General features: G+C 53.9%; 14 protein-coding genes. 8 read left to right on the top strand and 6 right to left on the bottom strand.

What is annotated here, in order from left to right:
- Positions 1 to 7 precede the first annotated feature (7 nt).
- A complete protein-coding gene (ispE, locus tag K9G39_RS03600) occupies positions 8 to 874 on the bottom strand; it encodes a 4-(cytidine 5'-diphospho)-2-C-methyl-D-erythritol kinase (protein WP_292003567.1) in 867 nt (288 codons plus the stop codon).
- Between the two features lie 42 nt (positions 875 to 916).
- Here ispE and K9G39_RS03595 point away from each other — a divergent pair, with 42 nt between their 5' ends.
- A complete protein-coding gene (locus tag K9G39_RS03595; protein ID WP_292003566.1) occupies positions 917 to 1,666 on the top strand; it encodes an SPOR domain-containing protein in 750 nt (249 codons plus the stop codon).
- 26 nt (positions 1,667 to 1,692) lie between these two features.
- Complete coding sequence (locus K9G39_RS03590; RefSeq protein ID WP_292003565.1) at positions 1,693 to 2,868, top strand: sigma-54 dependent transcriptional regulator; 1,176 nt, start codon at positions 1,693 to 1,695, stop codon at positions 2,866 to 2,868.
- Positions 2,869 to 2,899: 31 nt separating this feature from the next.
- Here K9G39_RS03590 and lnt read toward each other — a convergent pair whose 3' ends face one another.
- Positions 2,900 to 4,522, bottom strand: a complete 1,623-nt coding sequence (gene lnt, locus K9G39_RS03585; RefSeq protein ID WP_292003564.1) for an apolipoprotein N-acyltransferase — start codon at positions 4,520 to 4,522, stop codon at positions 2,900 to 2,902.
- A 210-nt stretch (positions 4,523 to 4,732) separates the two neighbouring features.
- Here lnt and K9G39_RS03580 point away from each other — a divergent pair, with 210 nt between their 5' ends.
- Entirely contained in the window at positions 4,733 to 5,833 is a 1,101-nt protein-coding gene (locus K9G39_RS03580) for a bacteriochlorophyll a protein (protein WP_292003563.1), read from the top strand.
- Positions 5,834 to 5,972: 139 nt separating this feature from the next.
- Here the strand turns inward: K9G39_RS03580 and K9G39_RS03575 are convergent, their stop codons facing one another.
- Positions 5,973 to 6,374, bottom strand: a complete 402-nt coding sequence (locus K9G39_RS03575; protein ID WP_292003562.1) for a MerR family transcriptional regulator — start codon at positions 6,372 to 6,374, stop codon at positions 5,973 to 5,975.
- A gap of 203 nt (positions 6,375 to 6,577) precedes the next feature.
- Between K9G39_RS03575 and K9G39_RS03570 the strand changes: the two genes are divergently transcribed.
- Positions 6,578 to 8,335, top strand: coding sequence for an ABC transporter ATP-binding protein (locus K9G39_RS03570; protein WP_292003561.1), 1,758 nt, complete (start codon positions 6,578 to 6,580; stop codon positions 8,333 to 8,335).
- Positions 8,336 to 8,350: 15 nt separating this feature from the next.
- Here the strand turns inward: K9G39_RS03570 and purT are convergent, their stop codons facing one another.
- The 3 genes from purT to mutS form a co-directional block, all read right to left on the bottom strand.
- On the bottom strand, positions 8,351 to 9,520 hold the full coding sequence (gene purT, locus K9G39_RS03565; RefSeq protein WP_292003560.1) for a formate-dependent phosphoribosylglycinamide formyltransferase: 1,170 nt from the start codon (positions 9,518 to 9,520) through the stop codon (positions 8,351 to 8,353).
- A 197-nt stretch (positions 9,521 to 9,717) separates the two neighbouring features.
- Positions 9,718 to 11,133, bottom strand: a complete 1,416-nt coding sequence (locus tag K9G39_RS03560; RefSeq protein WP_292003559.1) for a radical SAM protein — start codon at positions 11,131 to 11,133, stop codon at positions 9,718 to 9,720.
- Complete coding sequence (mutS, locus tag K9G39_RS03555) at positions 11,130 to 13,760, bottom strand: DNA mismatch repair protein MutS (protein WP_292003558.1); 2,631 nt, start codon at positions 13,758 to 13,760, stop codon at positions 11,130 to 11,132. The genes K9G39_RS03560 and mutS overlap by 4 nt, the downstream gene beginning before the upstream one ends.
- A 191-nt stretch (positions 13,761 to 13,951) precedes the next feature.
- On the opposite strand from mutS, the gene K9G39_RS03550 reads away from it, so the two are divergent.
- The 4 genes from K9G39_RS03550 (at position 13,952) to mdh (ending at position 16,146) form a co-directional block, all read left to right on the top strand.
- Positions 13,952 to 14,389, top strand: coding sequence for a hypothetical protein (locus tag K9G39_RS03550; RefSeq protein ID WP_292003557.1), 438 nt, complete (start codon positions 13,952 to 13,954; stop codon positions 14,387 to 14,389).
- 84 nt (positions 14,390 to 14,473) lie between these two features.
- Complete coding sequence (gene rplU, locus K9G39_RS03545) at positions 14,474 to 14,764, top strand: 50S ribosomal protein L21 (protein ID WP_292003556.1); 291 nt, start codon at positions 14,474 to 14,476, stop codon at positions 14,762 to 14,764.
- A 39-nt stretch (positions 14,765 to 14,803) separates the two neighbouring features.
- The gene (rpmA, locus tag K9G39_RS03540; protein WP_292003555.1) at positions 14,804 to 15,058 is read left to right on the top strand and encodes a 50S ribosomal protein L27; all 255 of its coding nucleotides are present in this window, start codon (positions 14,804 to 14,806) and stop codon (positions 15,056 to 15,058) included.
- A 155-nt stretch (positions 15,059 to 15,213) separates the two neighbouring features.
- Positions 15,214 to 16,146 (top strand): malate dehydrogenase, encoded by a 933-nt coding sequence (gene mdh, locus K9G39_RS03535; protein WP_292003554.1) that lies wholly within the window; start codon positions 15,214 to 15,216, stop codon positions 16,144 to 16,146.
- The last annotated feature ends 291 nt before the right edge of the window (positions 16,147 to 16,437 follow it).

Genomic DNA, 16,437 nt, shown 5'->3' with positions numbered 1-16,437 from the left:
CGAAGTCTTACCGTTCCATGGAAAAGCCTGGCCCGGTAAGGCTGACCCGATAGTTCTGACGCTGCATCATGGCTGCGGCCGCCGCCGCCTCCTCCCGGCGGTCAAAAAAGCCGAACACCGCCGAACCGCTTCCCGAAAGCGAAGCAAAAAAGCCACCCTGATCGAGAAGATCCTGCTTGACCTTTTTAACCAAAGGATAGTGGTCGAATACCGCCGGTTGGAAATCGTTTTCAAAAGCTCCGAGCCCGGAACGCTCCCCGGCGGTGCAAAGCCTTCGGACAAGAAGCTTCAGATCCGGCACGCTTCGATCGAATCTCGCATAGAAATGCTTGTAAGCCCATACCGTGGAGATGTGTTCCTCGGGAAAAACCGTAACAATATGGAACGGGAGAGTCAGGCAAAGATCTTCAAGTTCGTCACCGATCCCCCGTGCAAACGCAAGACCCTTCATTTCAAGAAAGTAGGGCACGTCTGCGCCGAGACCTACGGCCAGGGAGTGCAGGTCGGAAGGGGAAGCACAGGCGTTCCAGAGCTCGTTGAGCGTTCTGAGCACGGTTGCCGCATCACTGCTGCCGCCGCCAAGACCGGCACCGAAAGGGATCCGCTTGTCGAGGGTAATGGAAACGCCCGCGCTGATCCCTGCCGATTCCCGGAGGGCTTTGGCCGCCCTCATGCAGAGATTGCTCTCGTCTACGGGAAGAAGAGGATCGGTACAGCGCATCGAGAGCGTGGCGGACTCCGAAAACGTAATGGTGTCGTACCAGTCGATCGGAGCAAAAAGCGTTTCAAGCGTATGGTACCCGTCGGCTCTTCTGGAGGTGATCAGGAGACCGAGATTGATTTTAGCGAATGATTTCACCGAAAAAGGGAGCATAGCGAAGTATGATTTGAAGGAAAAAATAAAATATTTGTCATATTGGCTCTTATAAACCGTGTTACCGGGAGGCATGGCCATCTCCCCTACTGCAACTATTCCAGCATGGAAACGATGCTCTCTTTTCGCAAGCTCACCAGGAAACTCATCATCGTACTGCCGGCAGTGTTCTGCCTGTCGAACCCGAGGCTTTATGCAGCACCGACATCCTACACTCCCCAGATTCTGCAATATGTGAGTGAAGATAAGGTTTATTTGTTAGAAAATATCCGAAAGAACATCTCCATCCCTTCCGAAAAACTCGTTGTGGACGCACTGCTTTCGGAAGACGGCCCCCAGGCCGCATACCTTTACCGGAAGCAGCTTGCCGAGTATCCCGATCCTTCGCTCGACGAACTCAGCAGAACCCGGCTCTCCGCGTTCCAGTTCGTCCTTAGCGGGCCGCTTGCCTTTCCCGAAAGCGTCCCGCCGATGGCGCCGCCTCCGGATGCCGGCAAACCCGCAGCGACAGTCCCGGTAAAAGAGAAACCGGTTCAGCAGAAAATCATAGCGACCCCTCCGGCAACACCTGTTTCCGAAACCGGCCTCTACACCCTCCAGTTCGGCAGCTTCAGCAACCGGGCAAATGCTGAAAATCTGGTATCGGAACTTTCAGCATACGGTTCGGTATCGATCATTCAGCAGGGAGGTCTGCACAAGGTACGTCTGCAGAAAAGCTGGCGGACAGAAAAGGAGGCGAAAATTGCCGGAAGCTCGATTCCCTTCACCTCGGTTGCCGTACCTCTGCGGTAAGCGGTCACTCAAAGAACTGCGTTTTCATGAAAGCCGCAAGAGAACAGCGCGACCTGATCGGCAACTCCACCCTGATAACCCGCCTCAGGGAGCTGGCCTCGCAGGTGGCGGAAACAGATATTACCGTCCTCATTTCCGGAGAGACCGGATCGGGCAAGGAGGTGCTTGCCCGGTTCATCCACGAGCACAGCCGGAGACGGGCAAAAAACTTCATTCCTGTCAATTGCGGAGCCATACCCTCCGGCCTTCTGGAGTCGGAGCTTTTCGGGCATGAAAAAGGCTCCTTCACCGGAGCGATCCAGGCCCGAAAAGGGTATTTTGAAAGTGCAGACCAGGGCACCATCTTTCTTGACGAAATCGGGGAAATGCCGCCGGAAACACAGGTAAAGTTTCTCCGTGTACTTGAAAGCGGAGAGTTCCAGCGGGTCGGTTCATCGGAAACCATCTATTCGGATGCCCGCGTCATCGCCGCTACCAACAAAAACCTCTACCAGCAGGTCGCGGAAAACAATTTCCGCGAAGATCTCTACTACCGGCTCCGAAGCGTTGAACTGCAGCTCCCTCCTCTCAGGGAAAGAGGTCGCGACATTCTCCTGCTCACCGAACATTTCGTGCGCGAATCCGAACGGCAACACGGCATCACTTTCGAAGGGTTCGACCCGGAAGCCGTCGAGGTCATGCTGCGCTACCCCTGGCCCGGCAACATCAGGGAACTGCGCAACCTGATCGACTCGCTGCTCGTTCTGGAGAAAGGGAAAAAAATAACGCCGGAGATTCTTGAAAAGCATCTCTTGCAGCGCAGCCGCCATAAAGGACTTGTGCACGATCCATCACAATCTGAAAAACAGGAGTTGAACCTGATCTACAGCAGCATTATCCAGCTCCGTCAGGAAATGAGCGAAATCCGCCATCTCCTGCAGATGCTGCTGCATAACCGCACCCAGCAACCTGCGCTTCTGTTGCCTCCCCCCGTGGCACAAACCGCCTCAACGCCTGAGCCGGACGAAAACGGAAGCGTTGCGACTCCTCAAAGAGAACAGGCATCCGAAACAGGAACATCCCCCTCGCTTGAGGAGATCGAGAAAAAAACCATTCTCGAAACCCTGCAGCAGCAGCATGGCAACAGGCGACAGACCGCCAGAGTGCTCGGCATCAACGAACGAACGCTCTACCGCAAGATCAAGGCATACGGAATAGGATAGGCTGAATGCCCTCTTTTACCCGTTCCGTCTCTTATGAGCGCTCCCTGCGGAAAAAACCGGTGATGAGCAGCAAAGCCGAAACTGCCGCTGCGACCTTCGGCAAAATATCGGGATACCGGGTATACAAGGTAAGGTGGCTCGAAAGCGGAACATCCGCAGTGAGCGTTTTTGCCTCCCACCAGGGAATTTCCGCATAAATACGACCGAGAGGATCGATAAAAGCGGTAATACCGGTATTTGCGCAACGCGCCATCGCCCGGCGATTCTCGATGCAGCGCAGCTTCGCTATGGCGGCATGCTGGTAGGGACCGTAGGAGGTCGAGTACCACCCGTCGTTGGTTACGAGAGTAAGAAACTGGGCACCATTACGAACAAAGGCGGTAACAAGGGACGGGAAAATGGACTCGTAGCAGATGATGTTGGAGGTTTTCACCGTGCCGTTCGCGCGGGAACTGAACTCCATCACCGGATAGTCCGAACCCTTTCCCCAGCTGCTGATCCCGGCAAGCGAAAAGGTAAACTGGTCGAGCCAGGGCAGATACTCCACATAAGGCACCCTTTCGGCAAAGGGAACCAGGCGGATTTTATGATAGACCTGGGGCTTGCGGGAATCGGGCGTAAGCAGCATGGATGCGTTGTAGGTTTCGAAAAACCGGCTGCTCGTACTGTCGTATTTCACCTCGCCGCTTTTTGCCTCGGCTGATTCGGGATGGAAATACACGATATCTGAAAAACCGCTCAGGAGAGGCACATTCCACTCTTTGAGGGAAAGGCGCAGGGAATGCAGGTAACCGGAATACCGGCTGTCGAGTATGTAGAAGGGAATGGCGGTTTCCGGCCAGATAACCAGTTCCGGATTATCCAGATAGACGGCCCTGACGGTAAGCCGGTAATAGAGCTCCATGATGTCGGCTCCGCTGTACCGCTTCCATTTTTCCATTGGATCGATATTGGGCTGCACCAGCGAAACCTTGACGGAACCTCCGGAATTGTCATCCTGCATGTTTTTCCGGAAGGCAAGCCCCGCGTAGAAAAGCGGCAGGGCTATCATCAGCAGAACACCTGCCAGAAGCTTCGGTCTCACCCTCCCCTGCTGCCGCTCCTGCCAGAACTGCACGGCAAGGACATTGAACCAGAGCAGCCAGAACGTGATGCCCCAGACGCCGGTTATATCGGCATACTGGATCATGAGATTCAGATTGGCCTGCGAATTGCCGAGGGTCAGCCAGCCGAGAGAGAGATCCTGCTGCATGTATGCCCACTCCCACGCCGTCCAGAAAAAAGGGAAAGAAAAAAGAGCGAAACGGAATCCTTTCCACCGCTTCAGAAGAAGAAATACAAGGAAAGGAACCGAAAGGAAAAAAGACTCGGCAAGGATGGTAAGCAAACCTCCCGTCAGGGTGGCCAGAGAGACCCACCAGAGCGAGATGGAAGAGAACGCCAGCATGGACAGCCAGACCTTCCGGAAAGCTTTTCCGAACGGCTCTTCCTGCCGAAGGGAGAGCAGCAGCGGGACAAAAGCGATCCATGCAAGGAGTTCAAGACGAACGAACGGATAGGAGGGAAATGATATGCCAAGCAGGATACCGCTCAGAAGCGGTAACCCGAAAGAGAGAGTTCCTGATTTATGCCGTGCAGGCCGGTTATCGTTCATGGGATTTTGCAGCAGTTTACAGAAAATGCAAAAAGCAGCTGTCAGTATACATTATTTCATGCAAAGCAGCGGAGCTGTGAGATATATTTTCCTTTAATTATTGATTTTTATTCTTTAAATTTATTCCAAGCTGTTATTTAACAGGAACCAACACCGTGTGCTTCCTGAAAATATCCAATTTCAACGCCACCAGAAAAAGGAGAAATCATTATGGCTCTTTTCGGCACAAAAGACACCACCACTGCCCACTCGGATTACGAGATTATTCTTGAGGGCGGATCGAGCTCATGGGGAAAGGTAAAAGGGCGCGCGAAGGTAAACGTACCTCCGGCAAGCCCGCTCCTCCCTGCCGACTGTAACGTCAAGATCAATGTCAAGCCTCTCGATCCCGCAAAAGGGTTCGTCCGGTTCTCCGCAGTGATCGAATCGATTGTTGACAGTACCAAGAACAAGTTGGTCGTCGAGGCCGATATTGCCAATGAAACCAAGGAAAGAAGAATCTGCGTAGGTGAAGGGTCCGTCACGGTCGGCGACTTCTCGCACACATTCTCCTTCGAGGGTTCCGTTGTCAACATGTACTACTACCGCTCCGACGCAGTCCGCAGAAACGTCCCGAATCCGATCTACATGCAGGGGCGCCAGTTCCACGACATCATCATGAAAGTGCCGCTCGACAACCCTGATGTGATCGACACCTGGGAAGGCACCGTAAAGGCCATCCAGAGCACCGGAGCATTCAACGACTGGATCCGTGACTTCTGGTTTATCGGCCCTGCATTTACCGCGCTGAACGAAGGCGGACAGAGAATTTCAAGAATCGAGGTCAACAGCATTGGCACCCAGGGCAGCGACAAGGGTCCTGTCGGGGTTACACGGTGGCGTTTCTCCCATGGAGGTTCCGGTGTTGTAGACTCCATCTCCCGCTGGATGGAACTTTTCCCGGCCGACAAACTCAACAGGCCCGCATCGGTAGAAGCCGGTTTCCGTTCTGACTCTCAGGGTATCGAAGTGAAGGTTGACGGTGATTTCCCCGGAGTATCGGTAGATGCTGGCGGCGGTCTTCGCAGGATTCTCAACCACCCGCTCATCCCGCTGGTACACCACGGCATGGTCGGAAAGTTCAATGACTTCACGGTTGACACCCAGCTGAAAGTCGTGCTTCCCAAAGGATACAAGATCCGTTATGCAGCACCTCAGTTCCGTTCACAGAACCTCGAGGAGTACCGCTGGAGCGGTGGTGCTTACGCCCGTTGGGTCGAGCATGTCTGCAAGGGCGGTTGCGGCCAGTTCGAAGTGCTCTACGCACAGTAAACTTTTCACAGCATCAATAAAAAAGCCGGCTTTCGCCGGCTTTTTTATTGATGCCTGGATTTCGTCGGCCAGGTACTGGTCCGACCTGTCGGAAAAATCCTCTCCCTGCTTGCAGCCAACCGCTTACCGATCACTATCTTCACCCCAGCATCTGCAGCAAATCTTCAACCTCTTCGCGGATCTCTTCGAGCAGAACCCTTCGCCGGTCGTCAACGGTCGAGTTTTTTTTCTGGTCTCGCTCGATCTGTTTGCGCAACTTGAGAATTTCCGCGGTTTTCCGGTCGGAATCGTTCTCCGGCGCATCACCTTTCACCAGCTCGCTGGCCCGGCCAAGCTTGTATCCCTTGTCGTACACCAGCTCCTTGATGTTGAGCACCATGGCGATATCCCGGTTGGTATAGCGCCTGTTTCCCCGGGTATCTCGCGAAGGGGTCAGTTCGGTGAAAAAACTCTCCCAGTAACGAAGAAGATAGGCCGGTACACCGGCTATGCGGCTTACCTCACCGATTGAATAATAGCTTTTCTGCGTCTCGAATGGCATAATTTGAAGGCGCCTCGGTATAATTGTGGAAGCATCCGCGTCAATAGTCGCAACCTGAAAAAAGAGGTATCCCGAAAAACTGAAAGATTTCAGGACACATACAACGTGACGATGCCGCTATGCGGAACAGGCTGACACTGATGCCTTTGTGTTTTGCATCTTCTTTATTATACATTACTACCGCAAAAACAAAAAAACACCGGATGAAAAATCTGCTTGCACTGAAACCCTACCTTCTCGGATATAAACGTCATCTCGGTGAAGGATTCATATACATTATCCTTACCAATATCTTCGCGGTAACCGGACCCCGCTATATCGGCAGCGCAGTTGATGCCATGCAGGAATCGTTCAGGATCGAGGATATCATCGGGTTCACGGCGCTCTATGTTCTTTTTGCCCTCCTCAGCGGATTCTTTCTTTTTCTCGTCCGGCAGAAAATCATCGTTACGTCGCGACACATCGAATATGATCTTAAAAACGATTACTACCGTCACCTGCAACAGCTCCCGCGCAGTTTTTATGATCGTACAAGTACCGGAGAACTGATCTCCAGAGGCACCAATGACCTGAATGCCGTACGCGACTTTCTCGGACCGGGCATCATGTACTCCATCAACACCTTCTTCAGACTTTTTTTTGCAATCATCGCCATGCTGGCGCTCTCTCCGACCCTCACGTTTTTCGCCCTGCTTCCCGCTCCGATTCTGAGTTATTCGGTCTACAGGATAGGACGTTCGATGCAGAAACGATCGAAAAGCATTCAGGAAAGCTATGCCGAAATCACCAACCTTGTCCAGGAAAACCTCACCGGAATCAGGGTAGTAAAAAGTTTTACGCGGGAGGAAGTCGAGATCGAGCGGTTCGAAAAGCTTAACCTCGACTATTATCGGAAAAACCTTTCACTCGGCAAACTCCAGGCGCTCTTTTTCGCCATGCTCACCGCCATGACGGCATTTTCCCTCATACCGGTAATCTGGATAGGCGGGATGGGCGCCATCGGAGGAAAGATGAGCATCGGAGGTATCGCGCAGTTCATCGTCTATGTGACCATGCTGAGCTGGCCCATCATTTCCATCGGCTGGGTAACCGGTATTGTCCAGAAAGCCGCTGCGGCCCAGGGCCGCCTGAACGAAATTCTCGATACTGTCCCGGATATAGCCAATGGCGAGAAGCAGGAAACAGGCGAAGCCGCACCCGGGAGGGGTGAAATTTCATTCAGGAATGTGTCGTTTCACTACCCCTCGCAGCCAGATATTCCGGTACTGAAAAACATTACCTTCAAAGCCGAACCCGGCTCGAAGATCGCTTTTGTGGGTGCAACCGGTACTGGAAAAACAACCCTTGTCAGTCTCATCCCGCGACTTTACGAAGCGAACGGAGGTATGGTCATGCTCGACAGCCGGGATATCAGGGAAATTCCGGTAGAGAACCTTAGACGGCAGGTCGGATTCGTTCCACAAAACAACTTCCTTTTTTCAGATACCATTGAAAACAATATCGGCTATGGAAGCCCGGAGGATGCCGATCCGGGCCGGATTGCCGCTGCCGCCCGCATTGCGATGCTCGACGACGATGTCAGGGATTTTCCGGAACAGTATAAAACCATGCTTGGCGAAAAAGGCATCAACCTCTCCGGAGGACAGAAACAGCGCGCATGTATTGCTCGAGCTGTAGCTTGCCATCCGAAAGTTCTGGTGCTCGACGACGCACTCTCGGCTGTCGATACCTCGACGGAAGCCAGGATTTTCGATGCCCTCCTCGAGCAGCTGCCGGAAACCACCATCATTCTGATCAGCCACAGGATCTCGACCGTTAAAAACTGCGACAGCATTTTTGTGCTCAGTGAAGGCACGATAGCCGAATGCGGAACCCACGATGAACTGCTGCACCAAAAGGGTATCTACTACGGCCTCTACAACCAGCAATTGCTCGAGGACGAAATTCTTTCCCTTGCCTGAAGGAAGAGTAAACGCCTACTCGCTCGTTACCCCTACCTTCCCTGCATTTGCGACGGCTTTTGCTTTCAGCGCATCGACATCGCACCCCGGCATATCATAAGCCAGCGTCACGGCCATTCGCCTGTATGGGCGAGTCGTCGGTTTTCCGAAAATGCGGATGTCGGTACCGGCTTCCCTGAGGGCATCCTCCAGCCCGGTATAACCGGGATTCTTTCCCTCGCTGCCGGCAAGAACAACCGCGCTTGCCCCCACCCGCAGCAACTGGATCTCCGGAATCGGAAGACCGAGCACGGCCCTTGCGTGAAGTTCAAACTCCGAGAGGTTTTGTGTGCCGGCCAGGGTCACCATGCCGGTATCGTGCGGACGGGGGGAGATCTCCGAAAAATACAGCCCGTCAGAGGCGAGAAAAAACTCAACCCCCCAGATGCCGGCTCCGGTCAGCGAACGGGTTACTTTTCCGGCAATCTCCCGGGCCTCGTGCAGATGCTCTTCGCTGATCCGGCATGGCTGCCAGCTCTCCTGATAATCGCCCCGCTCCTGACGGTGGCCGATGGGAGGGCAGAAAAGCGTCGGACCGTTTTTCTGCGTTACGGTCAATAGCGTTATTTCGGTATGGAACGGCACGAAGGCCTCCACGATCACTTCGGCAATATCGCCGCGCCTGCCGCTCTGCGAATAGCTCCAGGCCCGCTCGATGTCCTCCAGGGTTTTAATGGTGGACTGCCCCTTGCCCGACGAGCTCATCAGCGGTTTCACCACGCAGGGAAGGCCGATCTCGCTGACGGCAGCCTGCAGCTCACCGGAAGAAGCCGCATACCGGTATCGGGCCGTTCGAAAGCCGAGTTCCCCTGCGGCAAGGTCGCGAATGGCTTTCCGGTTCATGGTGAAGTTGGCCGCTCTGGCCGAAGGCACCACCTGTATGCCCTGCTTTTCGTAGTCGTAAAACCGTTCGGTACGGATGGCTTCGATTTCCGGCACGATCACATCGGGACGATGCCTGGCCACCAGGGCATCGAGAGCCCTGCCGTCAAGCATGTCGATCACTTCGCGCTCGTCCGACACCTGCTGTGCCGGCGCATCGTTATAGCTGTCGACGGCAATCACGTATTGCCCGAGACGTTTGGCAGCGATAACGAACTCCCTGCCCAGTTCTCCGCTGCCGAGCAGCATGATTTTTTTCATCATTCCGGTTCTGTTGTTGGTTGCTCCCCGGGCATTGCCGGAACTCCCTTCCGGCCTGAAGGTCAGCTCTGGAGTAACGTGGGTATATTACCGTATCGGCGTATCGGCTTTCGAAAAGATACGAACAACCAGGGAGCGCTCAACGGAAAAACAACGCAAAAAGGAAATTTTTCCATTCGTCTGCACAGGCAATTCCGGAATTATGCAAGATCCGCGAGCTGGCGAAGAAGATCCTTGCGGGCCGTACCGTACATGTGCACATAGAGCAGGTTGAACATGAGTACTGCGCTGCGGAGTCTGGGAGCCCGCATGGCGCGCTTCAGGGCATTTCGCACGGTAAAGACCCGTCCTGTCAGGGCCGTGTAGCTCGGTATGAACTCCCTGAGGGCTATCCGCTGCGGACGGTAGAGCATCTCCTGACCCCATGAAAAACGGAAGGCGTCGTGGTCGTCCGGCGAATGGAGCAGGCGGCCTTCAAGCGCAAGCCGGTCGAAAACTCCGGTTCCGGGAATCGGACGCAGAAGATTGATCCCGGGCACGTCGATACCGGTCTCCTCGATAAACTCCTCGAGCATGCACGGCATATCGAGCGTATCCTCGTCGAGGCCGTAAATGAAACTGCCGTAAACACAGATGCCCGCCTGGCGAATGTTTCTGATGCACGCAGCCTGGCGAACTGCCGGGTTATGAAACTTCTGATGGGCGTGGTTGCTGCCGTCAGCGAGACTTTCTATTCCCACCAGGAGCGCACCGCAGCCCGAACGGGCAAACGCGTCGAGCAGGCGCGGCTTTTCGCCCAGAGCGGTGGTGGCCTGGCCTACCCAGCTGATGCCGAAGGGAATGAGTTCGCGGAAAAGTTTTTCGGCATAGTGCTCGTCGGCATTGACGGTGTCGTCCAGAAAGAAAAAAATCCTTTTGTCCTCCCTGAGGAACGCTTCAACCTCCCGGAGCACCGAGGGAATGGTGCGATGGCGCAACCGGTGCCCGTTCATGACATGCACATTGCAGAAATCGCAGCTGTAGGGGCACCCTCTGGTGGTCTGTACCACATTGGTGGTGAAATAGCTGCCGATATCGAGAGCACTCTTGCCGACAATTCGCTCAACCGAAAGGTCGGGAAACGATGCCACCCGGTACTCCGCCTTGAGTGCCCCGCGGCGAAGATCCTCCTGTACCTCGCGCCAGATGTCGTCGGCCTCCCCGATCACCAGCGCATCGCCATGGTCGCGGCACCGGTCGGGAAAGATGGTCACATAAGGGCCGCCAAGCACAACCTTTATGCCTTTCGAGCGAAGCTCCCGTGCAAGATCAAAGGCGGGTTTCACCGCTCCTGTCTGGACGCTGATGCCTGCCATATCCCAGTGGCGGTCAAGAGGAAGGCGATCGAAACGCAGATCGCAGATGGTCTGAGTGACGCCAGGAACCTTAACCGAACTCAGAATCATAAGGGAGAGCGGCGGTATGGCGAACTGTGCACGCCTGATGACGTTGCTCAGTACCCTATCCTTCAGCAATCCCGGCAGTCCGCGCTTTGCCGAAGCACCGTCGAGCGAAGCGGTACCATCAACGCCGCTGTCGGCCTGAATGAAAATCAGTAAAACGGATTTGCCGCTCATCGTGCCGTATCCGGGGTTCTCAGGAGCATCTGCAGCTTCTTCAGCTCGAGCAGCGCCTCGATAGGGGTCATCCGGTCGGTATCGATCCCCTCAAGAGCTTTGCGAAGCCGGTTTTCGAGTTCCTCGAAAAGGCTTATCTGCATGCTCTGGCGCACCGGCTCATGAACGGCCGGAATATCGACATCGCGCCTCTCCATGCCGGCAAGAATCTCCTTCGCCCTTGAAATGACGGTCTGGGGCATACCGGCCATCCGGGCAACCTCGATGCCGTAACTGTTATCCGAAGCGCCCCTGACGATCTTGCGGAGAAAAACCACCCGGTCTGCGGTTTCGATAACCGTGGCGTTATAATTCACGATCCCGGGAAAACGGGCCTCCAGCTCGGCAAGTTCATGGTAATGGGTAGCGAAAAGCGTCCGGGCTCCGATATGGCGGCTGATATATTCGGCGATCGACCAAGCGATGGACAAGCCGTCGCTGGTACTGGTTCCCCGACCGATCTCATCGAGCAGCAGCAGACTTTTCGAAGTGGCGTTGTTGAGAATGGCCGCGGCTTCGTTCATTTCGACAAGGAAAGTGCTTTCGCCCGATGCAAGGTTGTCGGAAGCCCCCACCCTGGTGAAAATGCGATCGACGATACCGATCTCCGCCTTTTCGGCCGGCACGAAGCTTCCCGCCTGGGCAAGCAGCACGATAAGGCCGATCTGCCGGAGAAAGGAGCTCTTGCCGGCCATATTCGGTCCGGTGATCATGAGCATCTGCTGCTTTTCGTTAAAAAGACAGTCGTTGGCGACATAGGCCTCGCCCACGGGCATGATCCGCTCGAGCACCGGATGACGTCCGTTGACGATCAAAAACCCCATATGGCCCGAAATGCCGGGCTTGCAGTAACCATACTCTTCGGCGCACACGGCGAACGAAAGCAAACAGTCGATCTCGGCTATCACAGCGGCATTTTCCTGTATCGGAGCGGCATGGGTGGCAATAGTGCGGCACAGTTCCTGGAACAGCTGCTGTTCGAGCACGATGCTGCGCTCTTCCGCGTTGAGAATCCGTTCCTCATACTCCTTGAGGGTGGGAATGGTGAAGCGCTCGGCGTTGACCAGCGTCTGCTTCTTTTCGTAGTAAGGGGGCACCTTGTCGAGGTTGGCCCGGCTGATTTCTATATAGTAGCCGAATACCCTGTTGAACTGCACCTTGAGCGAGGAAATCGAGGTTCGCTGGCGCTCCTCCTGCTGTATTTCCAGCAGCCGGTCCTTGGCCGTCGATGCCGTAAGACGGAGCACGTCGAGCTCCTCGTGATAGCCTGCACGGATGTAGCCACCGTCCCTCATCGATGCTCCAGCCTCGGGGTCAACAGCCCTGTCGACAAGCTCGACAAGCTCCGGAAGCGGTTCGAGAGAACCGGCAAGCGCAGCGAGACGTTTTGAGGATACCTCCCGGAGAGCTTTTTTCAGACGGGGAATAACGCCAAGCGCCAAACCGAGCTGACGAACTTCGCGGGGTATGGAACGGAGCGTGGCAATCCGCGAAAGCACCCGCTCGAGATCGCTGACTTCCGCAAGCAGGTTGCCAGCCTCCTCTCTAAGGGATTTAACGGTTTTCAGCTCCTCTACGGCATCCTGACGCAGAACGATATCGGCACCTTTCAGCAGCGGACGCTGCAACCATTGGCGAATCAGCCGGCCGCCCATCGGGTTCCGGGTACGGTCCATAACCTCGAGCAAACTGCCGCTCAGCGAGCCGTCCTGCATGGAGAAAATGATTTCGAGATTTTTTTTTGTCTGCAGATCGAGCGTCATAAAGTCACCACTCTGGAGAGGAGTGATCCGCGTGATATAGTGCAGGCTGTTCTGTCGGGTTTCTTCGAGATAGTGCAGGATAACACCCGCAGCAATCCTGGCGGCACCGCCTCCCTGAATGCCGAAGCCTTTCATGGAGTGGGTCCTGAAATGACGGGAAAGCACCTCTCCGGCATGATCTTCCCTGAAAAGCCACTCGTCGAGCGAGGTAATTGCCGTACCATCGGAAAGCACCGTGCGGAGCATCTCCATCCGTTCACGCTCTCCACAAGAAACCAGCAGCTCCGCCGGGTTCAGGGAGCGCAGAAAATCGGCTGCATCGTCGGGATGCAGTTCGGCTATCCTGAACTCGGCGGTCGTGACATCGATAAAAGCCACGCCACAGAGCATCTGGCGGCCGGAACGGAGAAATGCGAGCGCCGAGAGGTAGTTGTTTCGACGGTCATCGAGAATGCTGTCACTGTAGGTGACACCCGGTGTAATAATATCGGTTATCTCCCTGCGAACAATCCCCTTGGCTGTTGCGGGATCTTCAACCTGATCGCATACCGCAACCTTGTAGCCTTTTTTCACAAGCTTCGCGATGTATCCTTCGCTTGCATGATGCGGAAAGCCCGCCATGGGAGTCTCGGACGAAGAACCGTTCGAACGTCTGGTCAGCACGATATTGAGAGCCGCCGCAACCTCGCGGGCATCATCGAAAAAAGTCTCGTAAAAATCGCCGACCCTGAACAGCAGCAGGTAATCCGGATAGCGATCCTTGACGTCCAGATACTGGCGCATCATGGGTGAATGCTCTTTGCGGGCAAGATCCTTGGCACTCATACCTTCTCTTGATCTTCTTTTGGAAACCTGTTAGTGTAGCGAAATCCGGCCTTGCCGGCAGGAGATGTTCCTGAAGCTACTGCAGAACCTTAAAATAAACAAGCCGCCAGTGGCATTCAGCACTTGACAACCCCGCAGGAGAACGATACCTTTAAGCGTCTACCGTTTTTCAATTTCAACCATCTGTGTTTATGGATTTTCACACCATACTGCTCTTCATTCATATCACCTGTTTTGCCGCCTGGTTCGGAACGGTACTGGCTTCGCTCTTTCTGCTTAAAACACTCGAATCAAGGCTGACCGGCACGGCCCTGAGAGCCGGAGAGGATGCGCTCCTGCTCAGGGAGTTCATCAAACGGGAAACGAAGGTCGCCGATGTCGCCTTTATCGGCGTTGTCATGTCCGGAATTCTTCTTGCCTCTTTTTTTTACGGATGGACGATTTGGGTAGTGGTGAAATCCGGCCTGATCGTCCTGCAGGTCGCCCTCACCATGGGCTACATCATTCGCGCCATACAGCCGCTCAGCTACCCCTGTCCACCTGAAATGTTCCGTAACTGGTACAGGCTCTTCGCCATTTCACTCGGCATGTTCGCTCTCGTGCTCTGCGTAACTTTTTTTCTGCTCTGAAGCGGGGTATTGGAGCAAATAATTTGATCTTAAGGTAATGATTGACTATATTCAAACCCTTTATCACTAAACTATAGGTGCAAGATGCAGGCGCTGATCAAGATTTCCGATAAACAGTATCTGGTTAAACAGGGTGACACGCTTTTCGTCCCGCGGCAGAAAGCGGCAGTAGGCGCAACCCTCGAAGTAACGTCCATGGCGGCAATCGATGGAGAGAATACATCTTTAGAGTCTTCCGGAACCGTACAGGTAAAAGTCCTCGGTCATGTCAAGGATGAGAAAGTCGTTGTATTCAAGAAAAAACGCAGAAAACGCTACCAGTCAAGAAACGGGCACCGTCAGCAGATGACCCGTATCGAAGTGGTATCGCTCTGAAAAACCAGTCAGGATTGCTAACGTTAATTATTTTTTACTATGGCTCATAAAAAAGGTGGCGGATCGACAAAAAACGGACGGGACAGCAACCCGAAATACCTCGGCGTGAAAGCGGCCGGAGGATCGACCGTATCAGCAGGCACCATTATTGTCAGACAGAGAGGCACGGTAATCAAACCGGGAAACAATGCCGGAATCGGACGTGACCATACCATTTTCTCACTTGTTGACGGAGTCGTAACATTCCGTAACGGCCGCAACAACAAAAAACAGGTAGATATCCTCCCCGCCTGATTTGGCTTAAAACAAAATAAGCTTATATTTCTTCAAGCCGTCTATTCACCTCTGGGCGGCTTTTTTTATACTTCATCGAAACCAGCTGTAAGCGGCAGAAGAACCCGAACCTCTGCCACGTGAGCATCCTTTACACTTTTAAAACATAGAGCCTTATGAAAATCACTGTTATCGGAGCCGGGAATGTCGGCGCCACAGCAGCTCTTCGCATTGCCGAAAAACAACTCGCGAAAGAGGTTGTGCTGATTGATATCGTCGAAGGAATTCCCCAGGGTAAAGCTCTCGACATGTACGAGTCCGGCCCTGTGGCGCTGTTCGATACCCGAATATTCGGCTCGAATGACTATAAAGATTCCGAAAATTCGGATATCATCCTCATTACCGCAGGTCTTGCAAGAAAACCCGGAATGACCAGGGAAGACCTTTTGATGAAAAATGCAACGATCATCAAAGAGGTTACCCAGCAGGTCATGAAGTATTCGAAAAACCCGATTATCATCATGGTATCGAATCCCCTCGATGTCATGACTCATGTCGCCCATACCATCAGCGGTCTCGAAAAGGAACGGGTTATCGGCATGGCCGGCGTACTCGACACGGCAAGGTTCAGAAGCTTCATTGCCGAAGCGCTCGACGTCTCCATGCAGGACATCAACGCGTTCGTACTGGGCGGACATGGCGACTCCATGGTCCCCGTAGTCAAGTATACCAGTGTTGCCGGAATTCCCCTTTCGGAACTCATGCCGAAAGAGCAGATCGATGCCATTGTAGAACGCACAAGGAATGGCGGCATTGAAATCGTGAACCATCTTAAAACCGGTTCCGCCTATTATGCTCCTGCCGCTTCGGCCGTCGAGATGATCGAGGCCATCGTTAAAGACCGCAAGCGCATTATCCCCTGCACAACGCTCCTCACCGGAGAGTACGGCATCGATAACGTATTCTGCGGGGTCCCGGTAAAAATCGGCAAAAACGGCATCGAGCAGATTCTCGAACTCGATCTTGCGGCAGAAGAACTTGACGCCCTTCAGAAATCCGCAGCACTTGTCGACGAGAACTGCAGAAATCTCAAGAGCCTGCTCGGCTGAGAAATCTTTATTTCATACAATGAAAAAAGCGGCACGAAGCCGCTTTTTTCATGAACAGATGTCCCCCATTACATCTGCTCGACCTCACTGGCGTGAGGAATATGAATTACAGATATTAATTTACAAATTCCATGCCAAAACCATCTTTCACGAGAAAATCGTTCATTTATCACTCTTTTTGGCGAAGAAACAGAGCCCGAAGGCCCTTCGACAGCTAATCGGACGGTGCGGGAAAAAATCAGCACCGGACAATCCGTCTCACTTTCACCTCTTTCTGTCTCTGCCTGAAAC

Origin of the sequence: Chlorobium sp., assembly GCF_021740465.1 — a bacterium.
In the GTDB taxonomy this organism is placed as follows: Bacteria; Bacteroidota; Chlorobiia; order Chlorobiales; family Chlorobiaceae; genus Chlorobium.
The sequence above is the reverse complement of the archived record's forward strand: the minus strand, read 5'-3'. Positions and strand labels throughout refer to the sequence as shown.

What these genes read in the sequence shown, in the direction of transcription:
- K9G39_RS03580 (WP_292003563.1), top strand. Translation starts at nt 4,733, where the DNA reads ATGGCTCTTTTCGGCACAAAAGACACCACCACTGCCCACTCGGATTAC.
- K9G39_RS03560 (WP_292003559.1), bottom strand. Translation starts at nt 11,133, where the DNA reads ATGAGCGGCAAATCCGTTTTACTGATTTTCATTCAGGCCGACAGCGGC.
- mdh (WP_292003554.1), top strand. Translation starts at nt 15,214, where the DNA reads ATGAAAATCACTGTTATCGGAGCCGGGAATGTCGGCGCCACAGCAGCT.
- K9G39_RS03575 (WP_292003562.1), bottom strand. Translation starts at nt 6,374, where the DNA reads ATGCCATTCGAGACGCAGAAAAGCTATTATTCAATCGGTGAGGTAAGC.
- rpmA (WP_292003555.1), top strand. Translation starts at nt 14,804, where the DNA reads ATGGCTCATAAAAAAGGTGGCGGATCGACAAAAAACGGACGGGACAGC.
- purT (WP_292003560.1), bottom strand. Translation starts at nt 9,520, where the DNA reads ATGATGAAAAAAATCATGCTGCTCGGCAGCGGAGAACTGGGCAGGGAG.
- K9G39_RS03590 (WP_292003565.1), top strand. Translation starts at nt 1,693, where the DNA reads ATGAAAGCCGCAAGAGAACAGCGCGACCTGATCGGCAACTCCACCCTG.
- K9G39_RS03570 (WP_292003561.1), top strand. Translation starts at nt 6,578, where the DNA reads ATGAAAAATCTGCTTGCACTGAAACCCTACCTTCTCGGATATAAACGT.
- lnt (WP_292003564.1), bottom strand. Translation starts at nt 4,522, where the DNA reads ATGAACGATAACCGGCCTGCACGGCATAAATCAGGAACTCTCTCTTTC.
- mutS (WP_292003558.1), bottom strand. Translation starts at nt 13,760, where the DNA reads ATGAGTGCCAAGGATCTTGCCCGCAAAGAGCATTCACCCATGATGCGC.
- rplU (WP_292003556.1), top strand. Translation starts at nt 14,474, where the DNA reads ATGCAGGCGCTGATCAAGATTTCCGATAAACAGTATCTGGTTAAACAG.
- ispE (WP_292003567.1), bottom strand. Translation starts at nt 874, where the DNA reads ATGCTCCCTTTTTCGGTGAAATCATTCGCTAAAATCAATCTCGGTCTC.
- K9G39_RS03550 (WP_292003557.1), top strand. Translation starts at nt 13,952, where the DNA reads ATGGATTTTCACACCATACTGCTCTTCATTCATATCACCTGTTTTGCC.